This window comes from Amycolatopsis sp. NPDC021455 (genome assembly GCF_040640995.1).
Classification (GTDB): domain Bacteria; phylum Actinomycetota; class Actinomycetes; order Mycobacteriales; family Pseudonocardiaceae; genus Amycolatopsis.
On the sequence record NZ_JBFACT010000024.1, the window covers coordinates 61016 to 83949 of the forward strand.

Here is a 22934-nt window from a genome sequence, read left to right on the forward strand (position 1 = left end):
GCCGGGCGCCCCGGCCGACCTTCTTACGGCAAGCCCACGGCTGGAAGGCGGAAGCATGACCCAAAGCACGTACGCGGTGAGGGGAATGACCTGCGGGCACTGCGCGACCTCGGTCCGCGAGGAAATCGGCGAGCTGCCCGGCGTCCGGGCGGTCGACGTCGACGTCCCCACCGGCCGGGTCGTCGTCACCAGCGAAACCGTCCTGGCGCTCGAGCAGGTCGAGAGCGCCGTCCGGGACGCGGGCTACCAGCTCGTCCGATGACCGGCGGATACCTGCGCGACCCCGTGACCGCGCCGATCGCCGCGGCGGCGCCCGCGCGCGAGGTGGAGCTCGAAGTCGGCGGCATGACCTGCGGCTCCTGCGCCGCCCGGATCGAACGCAAGCTCAACCGCGTCGACGGCGTCCGCGCGAGCGTCAACTACGCCACCGAGAAGGCGCTCGTGTCGGTTCCGGCGTCGCTCACGGTCGACGACGTCGTCCGGACGATCGAGGCCGCGGGCTACAGCGCGCGCCTGCCCGCGCCACCGGACCCCGGTCCGGCGCCGGCGGCCGAGGTGGACCCGCTGCGCCGGCGGCTGCTCGTGTGTGCCGCCCTGGCGGGGCCGGTCATCCTGCTCGCGATGGTGCCGGTGCTGCAGTTCCCCGCGTGGCAATGGGTTTCGCTGGTGCTCACCACCCCGGTGGTGTTCTGGGGCGCGGGGCCGCTGCACCGGGCGGCGTGGACGAACCTGCGGCACCGGACGGCGACCATGGACACGCTCGTCTCGATCGGCGTCGCCGCGGCGTACCTCTGGTCGCTGTACGCCCTGCTGTTCGGTGGCGCGGGCGAAATCGGCCTGCGGCACGAGTTCGACTTCACCCTCGCCGCGCACGACGTCGACGGGATCTACTTCGAGGTCGCCACGGGCGTCACCGTGTTCATCCTGGCCGGCCGGTTCTTCGAAGCCCGCTCGCGACGCCGCGCCGGGGCCGCCCTGCGTGCCCTGCTCGACCTCGGTGCGAAGTCCGTGTCCGTGCTGCGCGACGGCCGGGAGGAGCGGGTCCCGATCGACGGCCTGCGCGCCGGCGACCGGTTCGTGGTGCGGCCCGGGGAGAAGATCGCCACCGACGGCGTGGTCGAGGAAGGCACGTCGGCGGTCGACCTGAGCCTGGTCACCGGCGAAGCGGTGCCGGTCGAGGTCACGGTGGGCACCGAGGTCGTCGGCGCGACGGTGAACATGAGCGGACGCCTGGTCGTGCGGGCGAGCCGGGTCGGCGCCGAGACCCGGCTGGCGCGGATCGCCGCGATGGTCGAACGCGCCCAGAGCGGCAAGGCCGACGTGCAGCGGCTCGCCGACCGCGTCTCGGCGGTGTTCGTGCCCGTGGTGATGGTGCTTTCCCTGGCCACCCTCGTGTGCTGGCTCGTCACGGGTGCGGAGACGGCGGCCGCGTTCACCGCGGCGGTCGCCGTGCTGATCATCGCCTGCCCCTGCGCGCTCGGCCTGGCGACGCCGACCGCGCTGCTGGTGGGCACCGGCCGGGGCGCGCAGCTCGGCGTGCTGGTGAAGGGCCCGGAGATGCTGGAGTCGACGCGCCGGGTCGACACCGTCGTGCTCGACAAGACCGGCACGGTGACCACCGGGAAGATGAGCCTGGCCGCGATCCGGACCGACGACGGCACCCCGCGTGACGTCGCGTTGCAGCTGGCCGGGGCACTGGAGAACGCCTCTGAGCACCCGATCGCGGTCGCCGTGACGACCGCGGCCGTCAAGCGGTTCGGCTGGGTCGGCGAGGTCCGGGAGTTCCGCACGGTCGCCGGGTTCGGCGTGCTCGGGCGCGTCGACGGCCACCGCGTCGTGATCGGCCGCCCGGAACTGTTGCGGCGGCTCAACGTCCGGTTGCCGCAGTCGCTGCTGCGCGCGAAGGACCGGGCCGAGCAGGAGGGGAACACCGCCGTGATCCTCGCCTGGGACGGCCTCGCCCACGCGGTGCTCGTCGTGGCGGACAGCGTGAAGCCGACGTCGGCACCGGCGGTGTTCCGGCTGCGCCGCCTCGGGCTCAACCCCGTTCTGCTGACCGGGGACAACGAGACCGTCGCCCGCGCGATCGCCCGGGAAGCCGGCATCACCGAGGTGATCGCCGGCGTGTCCCCGGAGCGGAAGGTCGAGGTGATCCAGGGAATGCAGGCCGAGGGCCGGGTCGTCGCGATGATCGGCGACGGCGTCAACGACGCGGCCGCGCTCGCGACGGCCGACCTCGGCCTGGCGATCGGCACGGGCACGGACGCGGCCATCGAGGCGAGCGACCTCACGCTGGTGCGCGGCGACCTGCTCGCCGCGGTGGACGCGATCCGCCTGTCCCGCCGGACCCTGGGCACGATCAAGGCCAACCTGTTCTGGGCCCTGGCCTACAACGTCGCGGCGCTGCCGCTGGCCGCGGCCGGGCTGCTGAACCCGATGATCGCCGGCGCCGCGATGGCGCTGTCGAGCTGCCTGGTGGTGTCCAACAGCCTGCGGCTGACGCGCTTCCGCGGCACGGCGGCCGGCGCTTTTCCTATCGCGGTGCCCCGCCGAACCGCCGGGCAAGGTCCGTGACCACAGGGCCGAGCGCGCCCACGGTGGTCATCGCGGCGACATAGCGGTCAGGGCGGACCAGCACGACGTTGCGGCCACGGGCTTGAAACCACGGGCGCAGCTGGTTGTGCACGTCTTCGACGACGACGGTGTCCCGGTCGGTGCACGGCTGCCGGTGGTGCCGCCGGCCGGCTCGCGATTCGACGATCTTGACGACGCGTGGCCGGAAAACCCGCACCGCGGCGAGTTCGGCGTCGCCGAGCCCGGCCAGCGGGTCGCATTCGAACCCGACGACGGCGAACCACGGACCGAGCACGTCGTCGAGCCGGAGCTGGTCGCCCATGACGGTCTCGACCCGCGGTTGCACGAACATCCGGCCCACCCCCGGGACGCCGGGGTCCACCGGCACCACGAACCCGTCCCGGTAGTGCGGAACCGGCTTGAACCGCATCTCGAGGACCCACCGTTTGACCGCGGGGGCGAGCGAAGCCGCGCGGAGGAACCAGTCGCGGGCGCGGGCCAGTGACCGCCGCGTCGGGCTGAGGATCCGGCCGAGTGTGGTGGACAGGTCGATCATCGCCCGTGCGTGCGGCCGGCGTTCCCGGTCGTAGGTGCGGAACAGGGCGTGATCGGCCTGGTCCCGCACGATCGCCGCGATCTTCCAGCAGAGGTTGGTGACGTCGCGGATGCCGGTGTTCATGCCCTGCCCGGCCCACGGCGGCATCAGGTGCGCGGCGTCCCCGGCCAGCGCGATCCGGCCGTCGGCGAAGCGGGCGGCGATGCGGGAATGGTGCGTGTACACCCGGGCGCGGACGACCTCGACGACGCCGGGGTCGGCGACGTGGTGCCGGAGCAGGTCGCGGACCCGGTCCGGGGCGAGCATTTCGTCGGCGTCCTCGCCCGGGAAGAGCATGAACTCCCAGCGACGGCGGTCGTCCGGGAGGTGGGCGCAGACGTACGGGCGGCGCGGGTCGCAGTGCAACGCCGTGTACGGGGCGTCCAGGGGGTCGTGGGCGCAGTCGATGACCACCCACTTGCGCGGGTGGGTCGAGCCTTCCAGCGGGATGCCGAGCAGGCCGCGCACGGAACTGCGGCCACCGTCGGCCGCGATCACGTAGTCGGCGCGGACTTCACGGGCACCGGCCAGGGTGAGCGTCACGCCGTCCGCGTCCTGCCGGATCCGCCGCAGCTCGGTGCCGAGCATCACCTCCACGTGCGGGAACCGCCGCAGGCCGCGCCGCAGCACGGCCTCCGCCTCGGGCTGCAGGAAGATGTTGCGCTTGTACCAGCCGTAGTCCTGGGCGGTGGGCCGGATGTCGGCCAGGCAGTGCCCAGCCGCATCGAAGAACTTCAGCGGCACGTTCTGGATGGCGCTGCGCAGCACTTCGTCGGCGAGCCCGACGGCCTGGAACGTGCGCAGGGTTTCGTCGTCCACGCCGATCGCCCGCGGATACGCCACGACGCCGGGTTCGCGGTCGATGATCAGCGTGGTGACGCCGTAGGTGCCGAGCAGGTTGGCCGCGGTCGCCCCGACCGGCCCGGCGCCCACGATCGCGACCTGGACGCGGTCGGTCACGCCTCGGCTCCCGGGAGAAAGCCGGTCACCAGCCGGATGAACTCGGCCGGGTCGTCGTCGTGCGCGTAGTGCCCGGCGCCGGGAATCTCGGCCCAGCGCAGCAGCCGCTGCCGGTCGGCCAGCTCCCGGCAGACGGCGACCGGCAGGAAGTCCGAGCGGCCGCCGCGGATGACGAGGGTCGGGCACTTCAGCGCTTCCACGCAGGCCCAGAGGTCGACCGGCCCTGCGGGGTCGCCGCTGCGCCGGGCGGCCGCGATGCCCTGCATGTCGAGCTTCCATTCCCACCGGCCGTCGCCGCCGGGGCGGACGGTGTGCTCGATCCGCGACCGGAGCGCTTCTTCGGTGATGCCCGGGCGGATGTCCCGCCAGTAGGCCCGCACGGCTGCTAGCGAATCGAAGCTGAGCGGAGTACCGCGCAGCTCACGCAGGATCCGGTCCGCGCCCGCGGTGTCCGTCGACGAGCCCGGCCCGATGTCTTCGACGACCAGGGCGTCGACCTGGTCGGGGTGCCGCGCGGCGAAGGTGTAGCCGACCGTGCCGCCCATGGAATGGCCGATGATGCTGAAGCGGGTGAGCCCCAGCGACGCGACGAGCTTCTCCATGTCCTCGACGTAGGCGTTGGTGAAGTAGTCGCGGCCGGGGTCCCACGAGCTGTCGCCGCGGCCGCGGAAATCCGGGGCGATCACCGCGTGCGTGCTGCTCAACGCACGCGCGACCGGGTCCCAGGTGTGGGCGTAGCTGCGCAGTCCGTGCAGCATCAGGACAGCCGGGCGCCGGTCGTCGCCCCACCGCAGGAACCGGCAGGTCAGTCCATTGAGGACCACCTGGTGACTCGTCGGCTCGGTCATCGGGCTAGCGCAGCCCGTCTTCGCCGCGCACCTCGGCGGCGGTGAGGCCACCGAGACGGGCGTGGAGCCGGCCGCGCGAGGCGAACGCGAACGCGATGACGACCTCGTCCGGGCGAGGCGCGTCGCCGAAGCCGATCGAGATCGTGTCGTAGTTCGAGCGCACGTACAGCGCGTCCTTGTGCGCCAACGGAATATCGATGACCGCACCGGCCGCGCCGACCTTGCCGGTCGACGGCACCCACGACTTCCCGCCGCCGACGGCCTCGCGCACCGGGTCCGCGAACACCTGGGTGAGGAACGCGTTGCCGTGCTCGTATTCGCCGAGAGTCCCGACGACGCACGCCTTGCCGTAGCTCTGGATCGGCTCGCCGCCGGAGGCTTCGACGGCGCGGCGGCCGACTTCGCGCCCGAGTTCGTCCGACTTGGCGACGATGTCGCTCAAGTCCTGGCTGAAGCGACCGGCATACGGGTTGTGGATCGCCGCGGCCACGACGACGCGGCGCACCGCCGATCCGTCGGCGGCCTGCCCGGTCTCGTTGGCGAGCACGTCCTCGACGTGCGTGAACCACTTCCGGACGTGGTAGGGCCCGAAGTTCGCGACTGGCATGGGGTGGAGACCTCCTGGTTACGGGTAAAGGGGCTCGAGTTCGACCGGCTCGCTCGGCGCGTTGTGCTCGCCGAGGATGCGCCTGCCCTCTTCGTCGTCGGTGACGGTTTCGGCGAAGAGCTCGAACCGGTTGCCGTCGGGGTCCTCGAAGTAGAGGCCGATCCCGACCTTGTGGTCGGTCGTCTTGACCACCTTGACGCTCTTGGAGAGCAGCATTCCGTACAGGCGGCGCAGATCTTCGACGTCGCCCTGGATCTCCAGGCCGTAGTGCTGCAGGCCCAGGCCGCCCTGCTGCGCGCCGTCCTCGGCGCGGATGAGCGCGAGGTCGTGGTGCTTGCGGCCGAAGGAGAGGAAGACCCACTGCGGGCCCCGGGCGGTGACTTCCAGGCCGAGCACGTCGGCGTACCACGCCGCCGACGCCTCGGGGTCGCGCACGAACAGGGACAGGTGGGTGCGGACGACCACGGGTTTGACCATGGGGTTGCTCCTTCAGTGGGTGACGGGGGCGTCGGCGGCGACGGCCGGGGTCCAGGCCACGTCGGTGATCTCGGGGAACTCCCGCCACTCCTTGGCGAAGGTGCGGCCGCCGTCGGTGGAGCGGAACAGGTGGCCGTACTTCGTGCCGGCGAAGACGAGGTCCGGGTCGCCCGGGTGGGTGCCGAACGCCCAGACCGTCGAGTTGGGCGGGGTGTCGAACGTGGATTCCTGCCAGGAGCCGGTCAGGTCGTCGGAGCGGAAGACGCGGGTCTTGGTGCCCGGCGTGCCGTCGCCGATGCCGAGCAGCACCGAGTCGCTGCCCGGGATGCGGGCCACCAGCCGGGTGTAGTAGATGCCCCACGTCGACTTCGTGCCGGTGCGCGTCCAGGTGGCGCCGTCGTCCTGGCTGACGAAGATGGCGTTGACGACGAGGCAGAGGATGGTCTTGGGCGGGCCGTCGAGGACGACGACGCAGTGGATGTCGGAGGGCGCGACGCCGTCGGGGCTGTCGACGCGGTCCCAGGTGTCGCCGCGGTCGCGGGTGAGCCAGAGGCCGCCCTCCTCGACGCCGAACCAGGCGGACTTGCCGTCGACGTGGTCGTAGACGGCGGTGAGGATCCGCGGCTTGCTGACGCCCGCGCAGCGTTCCGGCAGCTCGGGGGAGAGCCGGTCCCAGGTCCGGCCGCCGTCGGCGGTGCGGTACATGGCCGCGCGCGACGGTGCGCCGGTGCCGACGAGCATGCTGTCCGGATCGTTCGGGTCGATGGCGATCGACCACACCTGGGTGTCGTTGAACGGCGAGTCGACGCGGGTCCAGCGCGTGCCGCCGTCGTCGCTGCGGCCGAGCCCGACCTCGGCGCCGGCGAAGACCACTTCGGGTCGTTCGGGGTGGACGGCCAGCGCGCGCACGACGGAGTCGAACTCGAGCCCCTGGTCGAGGGGGATGCGGCTCCAGGTCGCGCCGTCGTCGTTGCTGCGCAGCACACCCTGTCCCGCGGTGGCGACCAGAATGGTTCCCTGCATCGATGACTCCTTTCGGAAGAGTGGTCAGAGGAAGATGCCCCGGGTCAGGCCGCCGTCGATGCCGAGCGATTCGCCGGTGATCCCGCCGGTGGCGGGTGAGGCGAAGAAGCAGATGGCGTCGGCGACCTCGCCGGCGGTGAGCACCCGCCGGATCGGGGTGCGGTCGATGAAGTTCTGCTCGACCTGCGCCGCGGTGATGCCCTGCGCGGCGGCGTTGCGGGCGTACAGCTCGTGGATGTGCTCGGTTTCCACGACGCCGGGGTGCAGCGTGTTGATCGTGATGCCGTCCGGGCCGAGCTGGTCGGACAGCACCTTGGTCATGTGCACGATCGCGAGGTTCCGCATCCCCGAGAGGGCGTGGCTCGACCGGCCGGTCAGCCCGCCGATGTTCACGATCCGGCCGTAGCCGTGCGCGCGCATGAGCGGCACGACCGCCTTGACGCACCGGAAGTAGCCCACCACCTTGGTGTTCAGGTCGGCGAGCAGGGCTTCGGGGTCGGCGGTCGCCACGTCGTCGCGGACCAGGCCGGCGGGCGCGGCGGCGCCGTTGACCAGGATCGAGACCCGGCCGGCCCGCGCGGCGCTTTCGGCGAGCGCCAGCACCGACTCGGTGTCGGTCGTGTCGGCGGTGACGGGCACGACGTGCCCGCCGAGCTCGGCCATGATCTCGTCGGCGGCCTCCTGCAGGATCGGCAGGCGCCGCGCGGCGATGACGACCGTCGCGCCGCGCCGCACCAGCGCGCGGGTGACGGCTTTCCCGATGCCGAGTCCGCCGCCGGTCACGATGGCGACCTGGCCGTCCAGTTCCGTTGTGCTCATGAGAGGTTCACCCACACGCTCTTGGTCTCGGTGTACTGCTCGAGCACACCCCGGCCCATTTCCCGGCCCCAGCCGGATTGTTTGTAGCCACCGAACGGCGAAGCCGGGTCGGTGAGGTTGTAGCAGTTGATCCACACGGTGCCCGCCTTGATCGCGGCGGCGATGCGGTGGGCCTGGGTCAGGTCGTTCGTCCACAGGCCGGCGGCCAGGCCGTACGGCGTGTCGTTGGCCTTGCCGATCAGATCGTCCACTTCGGTCCAGCGCATGGCGACCAGGACCGGCCCGAAGATCTCTTCCTGGACCACGCGCATGGCGTGCGTGGTTTCGGTGAGCACGGTCGGCTCGAGGAAGTAGCCGCCGGCGTAGGTGTCGTCGAGGCCGGCCGGGCGCGATCCACCGGTTTCGAGGGTGGCTCCTTCCTCCAGCCCGGACTCCACATAGGACTTGACGGTGTCGAGCTGCCGGGCCGAGACGAGCGGGCCCATCTCGCTGGCCGGGTCGTGCCCGGGACCGACGACGATCCGGTTCGCCTGGTCGACGAGCGCCGACAGCACGTCGTCGTAGATGTCGGAATGGACGTACAGGCGGGACCCCGCGGTGCAGGTCTGACCCTGGTTGAAGAAGATCGCGTCGGCCGCCGCGGCCGCGACCGCCTTCGGGTCCGCGTCGGGCAGGACGATGTGCGGGGATTTGCCGCCCAGTTCGAGGGAAACCTTCTTCATGTTGCCCGTGGCCGCGATCGTGACCAGGCGCCCGACTTCCGTCGAGCCGGTGAACGCCACCTTGTCCACGCCCGGGTGCGCCGCGATCGCCGCCCCGACGACACTGCCCTGCCCGGTGACGACGTTCAGCACACCCGGCGGGAACCCGGCCTCGGCGAACAGCTCGGCGAGCCGCAGCGTGGACAGCGATGTCTCTTCGGCCGGCTTGAGCACCACCGCGTTGCCCATCGCCAGCGCCGGAGCCAGTTTCCAGGACGCCATCGACATCGGGAAGTTCCACGGCACGATCGCGCCCACGACACCGATCGGCTCGTGCACGGTGTAGTTCAGGATCCGCCGTCCGCCGCGCGGCGACAGCGGGATGGTCGAGCCTTCGAACTTGCTCGGCCAGCCGGAGAAGTAGCGGAAGAGCTTGGCCGTGGTGGTGACGTCGACCGCGCGGGCGACCGACACCGGCTTGCCGTTGTCCAGGGACTCGATGAGCGCGAGTTCGTCGGCGTGCGCCTCGACGAGCTCGGCCAGCCGGTGCAGCAGCTCGCCGCGCTGCAGCGGGGTGAGGTCACGCCAGGCGGGATCGGCGAGCGCCGCGCGGGCCGCGGTGACGGCGGCGTCGACGTCGCCCGGTCCGCCGCGGGCCAGCGTGGCGAGGGGCTTGCCGGTGGCGGGGTCGGTGGAGACCAGCCGTTGCCCGGTTTCGCCCGGCCGCCATCCGCCGCCGATGAACAGGCCGTGTTCGCGGGCCAGGAAGGAAGTGACGGCCGGGGGAGTGTCCACTGTGGTCATAGCGCCATTTCGATCAGGTGCGGGCCGCCGGAGGAGACGGCGTCGGTGAAGGTGCGTCGCAGGTCGCCGGCGCGGGTGGCGCGGACGGCGGGTACGCCGAAGGCGGCCGCCAACGCGACCCAGTCCACGTGCGGGTCGCCCAGGCTGGTCAAGGCCGCGGCCTGCGTCCCGAAGTCGTCGTTGCCGTGCCGGCCGAGCTCGGTGCGCAGCACCTGGTAGGTGTGGTTGGCCGCCACCAGCACGACGACGTTCGCCCGCTCCCGGCTCATCGTCCACAGTGCCTGCGCGGTGTAGAGGCCGCTGCCGTCGGACTGCAGCGCGACGACCGGCCGGTCGGGCGCGGCGATGGCCGCCCCGAGCGCGCAGGGGAGCCCTTGCCCGATGGCACCGCCGGTATTGGTCAGGACGGTGTGGCGGGCCGCCGAGGCCGACGCGGTGAAGAACGGGTAGCCACTTGTCCCGCCCTCGACGGACACGATGGCGTTCTCGGGCAGGCAGCTCGCCACGACCTGGCCGATGGCGCGGCCGGACAACGGTTCCCCGGAACCGGGCGGCTCGGCTGCCGGTCCGGGACCACCCGGTGCGACGCCGCCGAGGAGGTCGGCGAGTTCGAGCAACGCTTCTTCCGCGTCCTCGTGCGGCCGGGCCAGCCGGACCAGGGTGCCTGGCCGGGTGAGCACGCTCGGGACACCCTCGTAACCGAAGTACGCGATGGGATCTTCGGCACCGGCGACGACCACGGCCGCCGCTTCCCGTAACACCGCCGCGGCCGTTTCCGGGAAGTAGGGGAGCCGGTCGATGTCCGGCAGGCCGCCACCGCGTTCCGCGCGGGCCGGGAACGTCTCGCTGTACAGCGTGATTCCGGTTTTCGCCGCGATGCGCCCCGCCGCCTCTTGTCCTGCGCGGCTCAAGGCGTTTCCGCCGAGCAGCACCACCGCTCGCGATCCGGCGGCTCGCAGTCGTGCCGCGACGTTCTCGACGGCGTCGCTGCCGACGGAGGCGCGCGACGGCGCCGAAGCCGGCTTGGCGGGCTCCTCCGGCAGGCTTTGCTGCTGGTGGTCCGCGGGCACGATCACCGTCGAGACCCCCAGCAGCCGGTGGGCGTCGTCGAATGCCGTCCGGGTCGCCTCCGCGATGCTCGCGCGGTCGGTGACGGTGTGGACCGTCCCCACCGTCGCGGCGAGGGCCGCGATGTCCGACGTCAGCGGGGCGTCGTACGGCAGGTGCCAGCTCGTGTGGTCGCCGACGACGTTGACGACCGGCGTGTTCGCCCGGCGCGCGTTGTGCAGGTTCGCGAGGCCGTTCGCCAGGCCAGGGCCCAGGTGCAGCAGGGTCAGCGCGCCCTTTCCGGTGATACGGGCGTACCCGTCGGCGGCCCCGGTGCACACGTTCTCGTGCAATCCGAGCACGGCGCGCACCCCGGGAACCCGGTCCAGCGCGGCCACCAGCGGCATCTCGGTCGTGCCCGGGTTCGCGAAGCACACTTCCGCGCCCGAGTGCGCCGCGGCACGGACGAGCGCTTCGGCTCCGGTGACGTCGTCGGCCACAGCTTCTCCCGTTCCTATTATCGTACAAGCTGTACGCTTATCGGTAAGGGTAGCCGCAAGCGCGGCGATGGGGAAGCCCGTCGCCGGACGAGAGGGAAGTGGCTTGGTGAAAAGGAAGCCGGACCGCGTGCGAGGCGCCGGAGCCGGGTGCGGCTGTGGCCCGCTCATGTCTTGAACGAGTCGTTCAGGACCTGGGGTGTCTTGAACGACTCGTTCAAGACACCTGGAGCCCGCGGGATTCACGGTTGCCGCCGGCCACAGGAGCTCGCCGGGTGCAGGTAGCCGCGCCAGGCAACCCGAGCTGGGCCGCCGTCGATGAACCTCGGACGCGCGAAGGCGCTCAGGACTGCGCGGCGGTCTCCGTGGTGAAGTCGCCGGAGAGCCGGCGGGCCGCCTCGGCGGCCGCCGAGGTGACCAGTTCGGGGATCCGCGGGTCCGAAACCTCGACGCCGAGCTGGACGACGCCGATGCTGGCCGTCGCCCAGTCGGAGGTCCTGATCGGCGCCGCGACGCCGACCGCGCCGCTTTGGAGGGCGCCGGCCGAGAGCGCGTACCCGCGGCGGCGCGCGAGTTCGACGTCGTCGCCATCGTCCGACGCCGGCGGGCGGCCGGCCAGGATGGCGATGCCGTCGGCGCCGACGTCGAGGGGGTGCCGGGCGCCTTGTCGCAACGCGAGGTGGAACAGGCTGCGCGTGGGCTCTTCGGTGAGCAGGATCAGCGCCTGGTCGCCGTCGGCGATGCTGAGCAGGGTGGTGCTGTTCGTCTCCTCGCTGAGCCGGCGCAGGATCGGGAGCACGGTGGCCTGCAGCTGGGGACGCAGTTTGCTGGCGAGCTCGGCGATGCCGATCCCGAGCACGTACCGGGTGTCGATGCGGCCGACCAGCCGGTGGGCTTCCAGGGTGCGCAGCAGCCGGTAGACGACCGCCCGGGCCGTGGAGAGTTCTTCCGCCAGCTCCGCCGCGGTCAGCCCCTCGCTGTGGCCGGCCAGCAAGGCCAGCACGGTGAGCCCGCGGTCGAGGGTCTGGGAGGTCTCCCCGCTCGGCGAGTTCATCGTCCACGTCCTCCGTCGGCGACCGGGTGCTGGTGATGCTTCTTTCGGGGGTTCCGGGTGGTGGAGCCCCCGGCCCGGGGCGAAGCCCCGGATGTTGCTGTTTAGCACAGCGGGCCGGCGGCCCGTGTGATTGACCGGGAGTCGGCGTGGATCGTATAGTACGACTATCGATCAGCAAGGACGGTAATCGAACATGTCTCGACGTTCCACTGCCGAAGACCTCGCACGCAGCCTCCCCGTGACGCCCTTCGTGGCGGGACACTGGCAGCCCGAATCCCCGCACCACACCTTCGACGTCGTCGATCCGGTCACCGAGCGGCCGCTGGTCACGGTGACCGAGGCGGACGCCGCCACCGTGGACAAGGCCGTCGCGTCCGCGCGCGACGCGCTCGACGGCGAATGGGCCCGGCTGGACGGCGCCGCCCGCGGCTCGCTGCTGCTCGCCTTCGCGCAGCTGATCGAGGACCACGCCGAGGACTTCGCCGATCTCGAATCCCTCGAGGTGGGCAAGCCGGGCATCGAACCCCGGGTGATCGACCTGCCGCAGGCGGTGGCCACCTTCCGGTACTACGCGGGCTGGGCGGACAAGCTGACCGGCCAGTCGATCCCCACACCGGGCTACCAGGGCCGGCGCACGCTCAGCTACACGGTCCGGCAGCCCGTCGGCGTCGTCGCGGCGATCACGCCGTGGAACTCGCCGACGATGATCGGGTCCTGGAAGATCGCCCCGGCGCTGGCCGCCGGCTGCGCCGTGGTCCTCAAGCCGCCGGAGGACGCGCCGCTGACGTCCCTCCTGCTGGCGCGGCTGGCCGAGGAAGCGGGCTTTCCGCCGGGAGCGTTCAACGTCGTCCCCGGTCGTGGCGCCACCACGGGCCAGGCGCTCGTCGATCACCCCGGGGTCGACAAGATCTCGTTCACCGGAAGTCCCGAAACCGGCCGGATCGTCGCGGCCGCGGCGGCCAAGACGTTCCGGCCCACGACGTTGGAGCTGGGCGGCAAGAGCCCGCAGATCGTCTTCGCCGACGCCGACCTGGAAGCGGCCGCCGCCGGGGTCGCGCTCGGGATCTTCGCCAACCAGGGCGAGGTCTGCGCGGCGGGCAGCCGGATCCTGGTCGCCCGTTCCGTGCACGACGAGTTCGTGGACCGCCTCGCCGCCCACGCCGCCAAGGTGGTGGTCGGCGACCCGTTCGACGACGGCACCACGATGGGCGCCCTGATCAACGCCAAGCAGCGCGAGCGCGTCCTGGGCTACATCCAGGCCGGCCGGGACGAGGGCGCGAGCCTGGTCACCGGGGGCGGGCGGCCGGAGCGCCGTGGCTACTTCGTCGAGCCGACCCTGTTCGCCGACGCGACGCCCGGGATGACCATCGCCCGGGAGGAGATCTTCGGGCCCGTGGGCACGATCATCGCCTTCGACGACGACGAACAGGCCGTGTCCATCGCCAACGACTGCAGCTATGCGCTCGCGGCGACCTTGTGGACCACCGACCTGAGCCGCGCCCACACCGTGGCCGCGCGAGTCCGCGCCGGTGCCGTCGCGGTCAACGGCTGGTCGCCGCTCGACGCCCGCCTGCCGTGGGGCGGCTCGAAGCTCAGCGGCCTGGGCCGGGAGCTGGGCTGGGCGGGGATCGAAGCGAACACCGAACTGAAGACGATCACCGTCGTCCTCTGACTTCTTGCCACCGAACGAAAGGAGTGCCGCATGGGCACCCGCATTCTCGTCACCTACTACAGCGCCACCGGTTCCGTGTACCGCCTCGCCAAGGCCGTCCAGGACGGGGCGGAGGCCGCCGGGGCCGAGGTCCGGCTGCGCCGGGTCGCCGAACTCGCCCCGCCCGAAGCGATCGCGTCGAACCCCGAGTGGGCGCGGCACAAGGCGGAGACCGACGACGAGGTCGAAGTGGCCACCCTCGACGACCTGGAGTGGGCCGACGGCTACGCGTTCGGCACGCCCACCCGGTACGGCGCCCCGGCCGCGCAGCTGAAGCAGTTCATCGACACCGCGAGCAGCCTGTGGCAGGCGGGAAAGCTCGCCGACAAGCCGGTCACCACGTTCGTCTCCTCGGCGGAGCGGCACGGCGGGCAGGAAGCCACGATCCTGTCCCTCCACAACGTCTTCTACCACTGGGGATGCGTCATCCTCCCGCTGGGCTACACCGACGACATCGTCTACGCGGCGGGCGGAAACCCGTACGGCACGTCCTGGCCGGCCGGGTTCCCGTCCGCCATGCCCGACGACGACACCCTGGAATGTGCCCGTTACCAGGGCGGCCGGCTCGCCCGCTTCGCCGAGGTCCTGACCGCCGTCCGGTCGGGCGCACCGGCGTGACGCAAGCGCCATGACCATCGAAGTCGACGTCTGGTCGGACATCCACTGCCCGTGGGCGTACGTCGCCGTGCACCGCCTGCGCCGGGCCCGGGACGCCCACGGGCTCGACGTGGTGTTCGCACCCCGCGCGTGGCCGCTGGAATGGGTGAACCGCCGGGGGACACCGCGTGCCATCGTCACCACGGAGACCGCGGCGCTGGCCGGTCACGAACCGGAGCTGTTCGCCGCGTACGACGGCGAGTCGTGGCCGTCCACCTTCCTGCCCGCGTTCGAGCTCGTCGCCGCCACGCGGCGGCTGTACGGCGTCCGCGCGGCCGAGGACGTCGACTTCGCGCTGCGCCTGGCGTTCTTCCGCGACGGCGTCGACGTCAGCATCCGGGCCGGGCTGGTCGAGGCGCTGGTGATCGCGAGCGAGCTCAACGCCGACGTCGTCCCGGCGGCGGTCACCGAGGCCTGGCTGCGCACGAGTCCGCGTGCGGACGTCGCCGAGGACTTCCAGGTGAGCGGCGGTCTGCCCATCCAGGGCAGCCCGCAGATCTTCTGGCCGGACGGGTCGACGACGCACAACCCGGGGATGACCGACCACCGCTGGCGCGGCGGGCTCGTCCACATCGGACAAACCGACCCGGACGAGCCCGGACGGCTCCTGCTGGCCAAGACAGCCGGGAGCCGGGGTTGATCGTCGAAGAGCGCAACTACCTGCTCGTCCCGGGTGGAACGCGCCGGTACCTCGACGCGTGGTACCGGCTGGGCCGCGGCCCGCAGACGGCCCATCTCGGGGACCCGCTCGGCGTCTACACGGTCGAGGTCGGCGACCTGAACACCCTCGTCTACCTCTGGGGCTTCACCGACCACGCCGACCGGGCGAACCGGCGGGCCGGGCTCGCCGAGGACCCGGGCTTCGCCGCCTTCCGCGGTGAGGTCCGCTCGCTCCTCGTCACCCAGACCAACCGCATCCTCGTCCCGGAAGGCCGTCCATGACCACCACCCCCGCCCAGCGCTACCTCGACGAAATGGTCGCCAAGCGCGGATACGTGCTCGACTACCACAAGGTCATGGCGGCCAACGACTTCCCGGTGCTGCAGGCCGCCGACGACCTCGTCCACGCGGCGTACCTCGCGCAGCGCCGGCTGGACCGCCGGACGAAGGAGCTCCTGTTCGTCCTGAGCCTGACCGTGCTGCGCGCGGACAAGGCGCACATCCAAAGCCACATCAGGGTCGCCCTCGACCTGGGTGTCGAACCCCAGGAGATCCTCGAGGCCATCGAGATCGCCCTCCCGGAGGCCGGTGTCGTCGCCTTCCAGCACGGCTTCGACGCGTGGCGCGAAGCAGTGAACGCCGAAGCGCTCGAACCGTCCGCGCAGGTGCGGCCCTGAGGGCGACCGTCCATAATCCCCAGCAGCCGAAGGAATCACGGATGCCGAAGTGTGTCGAGTTCGTCAAGTTCCGAGTCAAGGAAGGACAGCTGCCGGCCTTCCTCGCGCGCCGGCCCGGAGCCATCGCGGCGGTGCGCGCGGCGCATCCGGACCTCGTCGGCGCGCCGGTGCTCGCCGAGCACGCCGACGGCTCGTGGACCGACGTCTGGATCTACCGGACGGCCGAGGCGGCCGAGCGCGCCAACGCGGGCGCGGGCGACATCCCGGAGTTCCTCGCGATGGCCGAACTGCTCGAGGACGTGCGGGTCGAAGCTTCGAGCATGCCGGACGAGGTGACCGAGCCGTGAACCATGACGTCGATGTCGTCGTTGTCGGGGCCGGGTTCGCCGGGCTGACCGTAGCCAGGGAGCTCGGGTGGATGGGCGCGCGGGTGGCCGTGCTCGAGGGCCGGGACCGGATCGGCGGCCGCACGTGGACCGACACCCGGATGGGCGAGCAGCTCGAGATGGGCGGCGGGTGGATCCACTGGATGCAGGGGCACGTGTGGTCGGAGGTGACCCGCTACAAGCTGCCCGTCGCCGAGACGCCGTGGCCGGACACGGCGCACTGGCTGGTGGGCGGCACCCGGCGCAGCGGCAGCGCGGCCGAGCTGCTGGAGCGGATGAACGACGGCATGCGCCGGTCCATCGAGGACTGCATGGAGGTGTTCAAACGGCCGTACGAACCGACCTCCGGCGACCGCTGGCGGGACCTCGACCGGCTGTCCGTCACCGACCGGCTCGCGGAGCTCGATCTCGACGACGAGGCCTACGCGCTGTGCGACGCGATGTGGAGCCAGAACTTCAACGCGCCGGCCGCCACCGGAGCGCTCACGCAGGCGTTGCGGTGGGGCGCGGTCAGCAACGGCGACTGGCAGCTGCTCCTCGACATCTGTTCCCATTGGCGGTTCCGCGACGGCACGGTGTCCCTCGCGAACGCCATCAGATCGGACATCTCCGGCGACGTCGAGCTCGGTGTCCACGTGGCACGCATCGACGAGCGGCCCGACGGCGTCGTGGTGACGACCGCCGACGGGCGGGAGATCGCGGCCCGGGCGTGCGTGGTGACGGCTCCCATCGGCGTGCTCGGCAGCATCGAGTTCACCTCGGCTCTGCCGCGTGCGGCCCAGCAGGTCGCGGCCGACGGGCAGAGTTCGCAGGGGTTCAAGCTGTGGGTCCGCGCACGCGGCGTCGACGCACCGTTCATCGCGATGGCCCCGAGCGACGAACCCCTCGCGCTCATCCAATGGGAACACGCCTTCGGCGACGGCGGCGAGTTCACCGCGTTCTCCTTCGGCACCGACGCCCGGAAGTTTCCGGTCACCGACCTCGAAACGGTCAACCAGTACGTGGGCCGGCTGGTACCCGGGATCGAGGTCACGGACTTCGCGAGCCACGACTGGGTCGGCGACCGGTATGCCCGCCAGACCTGGGCGATGTTGCGGCCGAACCAGCTCGAAGGGGTCCAGGCGCTCGCCACGATGCCCGGCCGCGTCACCTTCGCGGGGGCCGACTACGCCCACGGCTGGTGCAGTTTCATCGACGGCGCGATCGAAAGCGCGATGCGCGCGGCGAGGACACTGCGTGAACGCGTCCTGTAACGGCGTGCTGCCGTCAGGAATTCGTCTCATTGTGTCCTGAACGGAAAATATTCGGCCGAACGCCGGCCGGTGTGTCGTACCCACGACACACCGGCCGGCGTTTCTGTTTTCCTGCGCTTAACAAAGCGTGGGAATCGTGCGTCGACCGCTCTTGACATGGTCTGATGCCCGCCGCATGCTGTGTACGCAACGCGCACTTGTTGTTCGATTATCGTTCACCGGCCATTCGCCAGTCACCCAGGGAGTTGTCGCATGACCGTCCCTACTCATCGTCTTCCCCGAGTTCTGACCTGGAAGTCCGGCGCCTTTCTGGGTTTGACGACAATTCTGGGCGTCTTCACCACGGTCGGTTACATGATCGGACTGGTCGGCGCCTGGGCCGTGATCGCGATCTGGGCGGTTTCGATGGTCGTCGCGACCGCACAGGCGTTCCTCTATGCCGAAATGGCGACGATGTTCCCGAACACCGCCGGCGGCGTCGCGGCTTACGCCAACGAAGGCCTCCGCCGGTACACGGTGTTCGTCGGGCCGATCGTGTCGTGGGGTTACTGGCTGGGGTACTCCCTGGTGCAGGCGGCCATCGCGCTGATCTTCGGCCAGGTCGTCCAGGCGCAGTGGTTCCCGGCGCAGACCTGGGGCGTCGATCTCCTCGGAGTCCACATCGGCCTGCCGCACGTCCTGGGCGCGGCGGCACTGGTGAGTGTCTTCCTGCTCAACATCTTCGGCATCCGGCCCGCCGCGCGGGTCACCTCGCTGGGCGTCATCATCTTCACGGTCTTCGTCGCGATCATGGTGCTTCTGCCGTTCGTCGAAGGCAAGTGGTCGGGCGCCGGCCTGACCTGGCGGCTCGACGACCCCAAGCTCGCCCTGGTGCTGCTGTACCTCGCGGGCTGGACGACCTACGCGGTCGAGGGACCGTCCCTGTTCGCGCCGGAGTACCGGCGCCCGGGGACGGACTGCCCCAAGGCGATCCGGGTGTGCGCGATGCTGATGATCGGCGTGTTCACCATCGTCCCGTTCGTCGTCTCCGGCACGCTGGGGGAGAAGGCCATCGGCGACAACCCGAACGGCTACGCCGTCGACGTCATGAACCTGCTGTGGCCGGGCAGTTCCTCACTGGTGGTCGCGGTCGTCGCCATCGGGCTGTGGGTCACCCTGGTCGGCACGAGCGCGCAGGCCGGGCGGGCGCTGCTCGGGATCTCCCGCAGCGACCTGACCGTCAAGCAACTGTCCACGTTGAACAGTTACGGCATGCCGGGCCGCGCGCTGGGCGTCGACCTCGTCGTCAACCTGCTCATCCTGTTCCTGGTCGGGAACACGGTCGCGATCGTCGCGGCGAGCAACCTCGGGTACTTCATCTGCTGCGGCCTGGCGTGCTGGGCGTACGTGCTGCTGCGCCGCGACCGGCCGGAGTGGCCCCGCCCGTACCGCCTGTCCCGGAAGTGGGGCGTGGTCGCGATCGCGCTGGGCGCCTTCGACCTCGTCGTCGCCGCGGTCGGGATCACCAACCCCGACCTGGCCGGCCGCGGCGGGCTCAAGGAGACCCTCATCTCGCTGGTGCTCCTGTTCGTCTGCATCCCGCTGTTCCTGCTGCGCCGGTTGTGGCAGGACCGCGACCGGGCCTTCGCCTGGCGAGAGGAAACCCCGGCGCTGCCCTCCGGCGACGAGCACGCCGTGGCCGAAGACGACCTGCCGGTGGAGTCGCCTGCCCGGCCCAAAGCGATCGCCGGGGAACCGGACAAGTAGGAAGCGGTGTTCTCAGTGTTCCGCGGCGGGTTCGGCCCGCCGCGGAACACCGGCGAGCTCGGCGAGGTAGAGGTCCCGGGCGACGAGGCTGACCGCCAGGTGGTCGGCGAGCGGGTCGAAGAAGGCGTTGCGGTACTTGGCGTCGGTCACCGTCGAGGCGGCGAAGTAGAGGCCGGAGAACGCGGCGATGAACAGGGAGACGTGCAGCAGCTCCTGCGGGATCGGCAGCTGGATGCCGAAGAGGGTGCCGCTGGTGGGGTCGCGGCCGATCCAGGCCTTGATCACCGAGTGCTGGACCGCGATGATCCCGAAGACCACGAAGAAGACGAACATCACGGTGGCGAGGACGAGGGTCTGCAGGACCTGGGTGAGGACCAGGACGAGGATCATGTTCGCCCGTTCCAGCTTCGTGAGCGGGAGCCGTTCGGCGGGGACGCCGTCGGCGAGGAACGGCGCCAGCGGGGTTTCGCGCAGCTTGTCGAGGCCGACCGGGACGGTGTGCGACTGGGTCAGCGTCGTGACTTCGGCCTTGAGCGTCGCGAGCAGGAAGACCACGGCGACCACGGCGAAGAGGCCGACGACCAGCCACATCCGCGCCCGGGGCAGCGCGGCGCCGACCTGCCAGATCTCGGTGGTGAAGAACCCGAAGACGGTGAACAGCAGCAGCAGGGGGAGGACCCGGCTGGTCAGCTCGCCCAGCAGCCGCAGCTGGCGGAACGCCGCGCGCAGCGCCCAGCCGACGATCGAGCCGACCCCGACGAACGCGGCCCCGAACAGCCCGGCGAGGATCGCCAGCTGCGTGACCAGGCCGAGCGGCATCGACCCGCCTTCGGCGACCCAGCCGGCGACGGGGACGACGAGCACGAACACGCCCGCCAGGACCGCCGCGGGCACAGCCCCGCCGCGGTCGACCAGCTTGTGCCGCACCCACCGCGCGGTGAGCCAGGAGCCGAGACCCGGCAGGACGACCAGGCCCAGCAGGAGGCCGTCGTAGCCGAGGACGAAGAGGTTGTTCTCCAGCAACCGGTCGAAGTCCGCGTCCGTTTCGCCGTCCACAGCGGACAGCACGGCCGTCAGCACCTGCCAGACCGTGATGAACACGACCGCCGGGGCGGTGCGGACGAGCAACTGCGCCGGCCGTCCCCGCACGACGGCCGGCAGCCCGCGCCGCCGGAACCACTGCTCGACGGCTTCGACCCGGCGTTCGTCCGTCATCACGACCTCCCGATCGGCACGGCGGGTGCCGTGATCACGGCGATGCTAGCGGCGCCGGTAACGCGCCCCAATGTGGCGTTGGTTGCGTCCAACGCACCGAACGCCACATTGGGTGCGTTCAACGCACCCAATGCCACATTGGGGCGCTCGGGCCGGACCGTGCGCTAGCGGCGTCCCTCGGCGCGGGGCAGGCGGAGGACGAGCCGGAATCCGCCGTCGCCGACCGGTGCCGCCTCGACCGTGCCGCCGAGCAGGGCGGCGCGTTCCTGGAGGCCGACGAGCCCGTGGCGGGCGCTGGGCAGGGCGAGCGTCGGGCGGGTCGGCGGGGTGTTGGTCACCGTGACCGTGAAGTCGGTGTCGTCGTGGGCGAGCTCGATCGTGGCGGTGCCGCCGGGGGCGTGCTTGCGGACGTTGGTGAGGGCTTCCTGGATCGTGCGGTAGATCGTGCGCTGGACGGCGGTGTCGATGCCCTCGGGCGCGGCGCCGGTCAGCCGCGCCTCGATGCCGCTGCCGGCGATCAGGCGGTCCAGATCGGACAGTGTCGGCTGCGGGGTCAGCTCGGTGTTCCGGCTGCCGGACGCCCGCAGCAGGTTGACCATGTGCCGGAGCTCGTCGAGCGTGTCGACGGAGAGCTTGCGGACGTTGTCGGCGACGGACTTCACCGCCGGGTCGGTGGTGGAGACGCCGAGCGCACCCGCCTGGACGGCGATCAGGCTGACCTGGTGGGAGACGACGTCGTGCATTTCGCGGGCGAGCTGGTTGCGTTCCTTGGCCAGGATCGCCTGTGCGTCCAGCTCCCGTTCGTGCTCGCGGGCGGCCCGGATGTCCTCCAGCCGCAGCGCGAGCTCGTGCCGGGCGTGGACGAGCCTGCCGAAGAAGATGGGCGCGGCCGCGGTCATGGTCGCGTAGATCGCCGTGAGCACCAGGTCGGCGCGCGGGTACTGGTATTCCAGGCCGGGGAAGAGGTAGCCGGCCGCGGCGAGGATCCCGCAGGCGGTGAGCAGGTACCGGTTCGCGTACCGCGCGGCCACGGCGTAGAGCGCGATGAGCGTCGCGATCACCGACCCGACGAGGGCGAGCGCGGGCAGGGTGAGCACGAAGACCGGAACCGGCCACCGCCGCCGGACGAGCAGCGCGCCGACGGCCAGGACCGCCGTGCCGATCTCCCGGGGCTCGGCCGGCTGGTTGAACCCCGCGTCGAGAGCGGCGACGACGAGCAGCCCGGCCTCGGCGAGCAGGGTTTGCGCCCGGTTCACGACGGCCGGTTCTCGAGCAGGCCGGCGCGTTGCGCTACGAGCGCGGCCTGCACGCGGCTGCCGACGCCGAGTTTCGTGAGGAGCGCCGAGACGTGGTCCTTGACCGTGCCGACGCTGACGTGGATCCGCTTGGCGATGTCCGCATTGGACAGACCGTCCGCGATGAGGACGAGCACCGCCCGCTCGCGTTCGGACAGCTGACCGACCTGGGACGCCGCGGCCGAGCCCGCGCCGGAGTCGAGGTAGCCGTCGACGACGGTCCGGGTGACCTTCGGCGAGAGGACGACCCCGCCGGCGGCCAGGGTGCGGACGAGCTGGGCGAGCTGCTCGGGCGCGGTGTCCTTGAGGATGAACCCGGCCGCGCCCGAGCGCAGGGCGGTGGCGATGTACTCGTCGGAGTCGAAGGTGGTGAGCATCGCCACGACGGGCGGGTTCCGCAGGCCGCGCAGCTGCCGCAGGACGGTGAGGCCGTCGACGTCGGGCATCCGGATGTCGAGCAGGACGACGTCGGGCGCGTGCAGGCCGACCTCCTTGACCGCCTGCCCGCCGGTCACGGTCGCCACCACGTCGATGTCGCCCGCCGCCTGGAGGATGAGGCGGAATCCGGAGCGCACCAGCTCCTCGTCGTCGACGACGATCACTCGAACCATGGGAGCAGTCTCGCCGGAACTCCCGCGGGAGTGCCAGCCGGGGCCCGGCGACGGTTGCCCGTCGACCGGCTGGACATCGGCAGCCGGTCGGCGGGGAGTTCGGGCCGGTTCACCGGTGTCCGTCCCCGGTGTCCCGCGGCGAGCATGGAGGCCGAGGAAAGGAGTCCCCATGGAGAACCAGGACCGCGAGCTGATCCTCGGCCTGGCCGAGCGCCTGCGGCAGGCCCAGCCGGTGGCGAAGGACCCGCAGGCCGCCGAGCTGATCGCCCGTTCGGTCGGTGCCCAGCCGGACGCGCTCTACCTGCTCGTGCAGGCCGTGCTGGTGCAGGAGGACGCGCTGCGCACCGCCCAGGCCCGGATCGCCGAGCTGCAGTCCGCCCCGCCGGCCTACGGCGGCACGCCCGCGCCGGCTTACGGTGGCAGCCCCGCCTACGGCGGCGGCCCCGGCTATGCGCCGGCGCCGCAGGCCCAGCCAGGCGGGTTCATGTCCCGCGTGTTCGGCCAGAACCGGGACCAGGCGGCGCCGGCGGGCGCGCCGCAGGGCCGCTCCGGCGGCGGCTTCCTGAAGACCGCCGCGGCCGCGGCGGCGGGTGTCGCCGGTGGCGCGCTGCTGTTCCAGGGCCTCAACGACGTCTTCGGCGGCCACGAAGAGCCGCACGGCGGCGGGGCGGAGGACCACGGCGGCTGGGACGACGGCGAGCAGTGGTGAGCGGATCC

General features: G+C 71.6%; 23 protein-coding genes. 11 read left to right on the plus strand and 12 right to left on the minus strand.

Annotation, left to right across the window (positions count from 1 at the left end; genetic code table 11):
• The first annotated feature begins 55 nt into the window (after nucleotides 1-55).
• Nucleotides 56-262: a heavy-metal-associated domain-containing protein gene (locus AB0G28_RS25430; protein WP_361093696.1), complete on the plus strand. Its 207-nt coding sequence runs from the start codon at nucleotides 56-58 to the stop codon at nucleotides 260-262.
• Complete coding sequence (locus AB0G28_RS25435) at nucleotides 259-2574, plus strand: heavy metal translocating P-type ATPase (RefSeq protein WP_361093699.1); 2316 nt, start codon at nucleotides 259-261, stop codon at nucleotides 2572-2574. The genes AB0G28_RS25430 and AB0G28_RS25435 overlap by 4 nt, the downstream gene beginning before the upstream one ends.
• On the opposite strand, the gene AB0G28_RS25440 is transcribed toward AB0G28_RS25435, so the two are convergent.
• The 9 genes from AB0G28_RS25440 to AB0G28_RS25480 all read right to left on the minus strand — a co-directional run bounded on the left by AB0G28_RS25440 (nucleotide 2534) and on the right by AB0G28_RS25480 (nucleotide 12006).
• On the minus strand, nucleotides 2534-4129 hold the full coding sequence (locus tag AB0G28_RS25440; RefSeq protein WP_361093702.1) for a bifunctional 3-(3-hydroxy-phenyl)propionate/3-hydroxycinnamic acid hydroxylase: 1596 nt from the start codon (nucleotides 4127-4129) through the stop codon (nucleotides 2534-2536). The genes AB0G28_RS25435 and AB0G28_RS25440 overlap by 41 nt on opposite strands.
• Nucleotides 4126-4977, minus strand: a complete 852-nt coding sequence (locus AB0G28_RS25445) for an alpha/beta hydrolase (RefSeq protein ID WP_361093705.1) — start codon at nucleotides 4975-4977, stop codon at nucleotides 4126-4128. The genes AB0G28_RS25440 and AB0G28_RS25445 overlap by 4 nt, the downstream gene beginning before the upstream one ends.
• Before the next feature lie 4 nt (nucleotides 4978-4981).
• Entirely contained in the window at nucleotides 4982-5584 is a 603-nt protein-coding gene (locus AB0G28_RS25450) for an amino acid synthesis family protein (RefSeq protein ID WP_361093708.1), read from the minus strand.
• A gap of 18 nt (nucleotides 5585-5602) precedes the next feature.
• Nucleotides 5603-6061, minus strand: coding sequence for a VOC family protein (locus tag AB0G28_RS25455; RefSeq protein ID WP_361093711.1), 459 nt, complete (start codon nucleotides 6059-6061; stop codon nucleotides 5603-5605).
• Nucleotides 6062-6073: 12 nt separating this feature from the next.
• Nucleotides 6074-7084 carry a YCF48-related protein gene (locus AB0G28_RS25460; RefSeq protein WP_361093714.1) on the minus strand — a complete coding sequence of 337 codons (1011 nt, stop codon included), beginning with the start codon at nucleotides 7082-7084 and terminating at the stop codon, nucleotides 6074-6076.
• A 24-nt stretch (nucleotides 7085-7108) separates the two neighbouring features.
• Nucleotides 7109-7903 carry an SDR family oxidoreductase gene (locus AB0G28_RS25465; RefSeq protein ID WP_361093717.1) on the minus strand — a complete coding sequence of 265 codons (795 nt, stop codon included), beginning with the start codon at nucleotides 7901-7903 and terminating at the stop codon, nucleotides 7109-7111.
• Nucleotides 7900-9408, minus strand: a complete 1509-nt coding sequence (locus AB0G28_RS25470; protein ID WP_361093720.1) for an aldehyde dehydrogenase family protein — start codon at nucleotides 9406-9408, stop codon at nucleotides 7900-7902. The genes AB0G28_RS25465 and AB0G28_RS25470 overlap by 4 nt, the downstream gene beginning before the upstream one ends.
• Nucleotides 9405-10955: an acetolactate synthase large subunit gene (locus AB0G28_RS25475; protein WP_361093723.1), complete on the minus strand. Its 1551-nt coding sequence runs from the start codon at nucleotides 10953-10955 to the stop codon at nucleotides 9405-9407. The genes AB0G28_RS25470 and AB0G28_RS25475 overlap by 4 nt, the downstream gene beginning before the upstream one ends.
• A gap of 340 nt (nucleotides 10956-11295) precedes the next feature.
• Nucleotides 11296-12006 (minus strand): helix-turn-helix domain-containing protein, encoded by a 711-nt coding sequence (locus AB0G28_RS25480; RefSeq protein WP_361093726.1) that lies wholly within the window; start codon nucleotides 12004-12006, stop codon nucleotides 11296-11298.
• 238 nt (nucleotides 12007-12244) lie between these two features.
• Between AB0G28_RS25480 and AB0G28_RS25485 the strand changes: the two genes are divergently transcribed.
• The 8 genes from AB0G28_RS25485 to AB0G28_RS25520 all read left to right on the plus strand — a co-directional run bounded on the left by AB0G28_RS25485 (nucleotide 12245) and on the right by AB0G28_RS25520 (nucleotide 19096).
• Nucleotides 12245-13678: an aldehyde dehydrogenase family protein gene (locus AB0G28_RS25485; RefSeq protein ID WP_361093729.1), complete on the plus strand. Its 1434-nt coding sequence runs from the start codon at nucleotides 12245-12247 to the stop codon at nucleotides 13676-13678.
• 30 nt (nucleotides 13679-13708) lie between these two features.
• Nucleotides 13709-14335 (plus strand): NAD(P)H:quinone oxidoreductase, encoded by a 627-nt coding sequence (wrbA, locus tag AB0G28_RS25490; RefSeq protein WP_361093731.1) that lies wholly within the window; start codon nucleotides 13709-13711, stop codon nucleotides 14333-14335.
• A gap of 10 nt (nucleotides 14336-14345) precedes the next feature.
• Entirely contained in the window at nucleotides 14346-15014 is a 669-nt protein-coding gene (locus tag AB0G28_RS25495; protein WP_361093734.1) for a hypothetical protein, read from the plus strand.
• Entirely contained in the window at nucleotides 15011-15316 is a 306-nt protein-coding gene (locus tag AB0G28_RS25500) for an NIPSNAP family protein (RefSeq protein WP_361093737.1), read from the plus strand. The genes AB0G28_RS25495 and AB0G28_RS25500 overlap by 4 nt, the downstream gene beginning before the upstream one ends.
• A complete protein-coding gene (locus tag AB0G28_RS25505) occupies nucleotides 15313-15711 on the plus strand; it encodes a carboxymuconolactone decarboxylase family protein (RefSeq protein ID WP_361093740.1) in 399 nt (132 codons plus the stop codon). The genes AB0G28_RS25500 and AB0G28_RS25505 overlap by 4 nt, the downstream gene beginning before the upstream one ends.
• Before the next feature lie 41 nt (nucleotides 15712-15752).
• A complete protein-coding gene (locus AB0G28_RS25510) occupies nucleotides 15753-16058 on the plus strand; it encodes a hypothetical protein (protein ID WP_361093742.1) in 306 nt (101 codons plus the stop codon).
• Nucleotides 16055-17350, plus strand: coding sequence for an NAD(P)/FAD-dependent oxidoreductase (locus tag AB0G28_RS25515; protein ID WP_361093745.1), 1296 nt, complete (start codon nucleotides 16055-16057; stop codon nucleotides 17348-17350). The genes AB0G28_RS25510 and AB0G28_RS25515 overlap by 4 nt, the downstream gene beginning before the upstream one ends.
• A gap of 252 nt (nucleotides 17351-17602) precedes the next feature.
• Complete coding sequence (locus AB0G28_RS25520; protein ID WP_361093748.1) at nucleotides 17603-19096, plus strand: APC family permease; 1494 nt, start codon at nucleotides 17603-17605, stop codon at nucleotides 19094-19096.
• 12 nt (nucleotides 19097-19108) lie between these two features.
• On the opposite strand, the gene AB0G28_RS25525 is transcribed toward AB0G28_RS25520, so the two are convergent.
• The 3 genes from AB0G28_RS25525 to AB0G28_RS25535 form a co-directional block, all read right to left on the minus strand.
• A complete protein-coding gene (locus AB0G28_RS25525) occupies nucleotides 19109-20311 on the minus strand; it encodes a hypothetical protein (protein WP_361093751.1) in 1203 nt (400 codons plus the stop codon).
• Between the two features lie 164 nt (nucleotides 20312-20475).
• On the minus strand, nucleotides 20476-21567 hold the full coding sequence (locus AB0G28_RS25530; protein ID WP_361093754.1) for a histidine kinase: 1092 nt from the start codon (nucleotides 21565-21567) through the stop codon (nucleotides 20476-20478).
• Complete coding sequence (locus AB0G28_RS25535) at nucleotides 21564-22217, minus strand: response regulator transcription factor (protein WP_361093756.1); 654 nt, start codon at nucleotides 22215-22217, stop codon at nucleotides 21564-21566. The genes AB0G28_RS25530 and AB0G28_RS25535 overlap by 4 nt, the downstream gene beginning before the upstream one ends.
• Before the next feature lie 169 nt (nucleotides 22218-22386).
• Here AB0G28_RS25535 and AB0G28_RS25540 point away from each other — a divergent pair, with 169 nt between their 5' ends.
• A complete protein-coding gene (locus AB0G28_RS25540; protein WP_361093759.1) occupies nucleotides 22387-22926 on the plus strand; it encodes a DUF2076 family protein in 540 nt (179 codons plus the stop codon).
• Nucleotides 22927-22934: the final 8 nt, after the last annotated feature.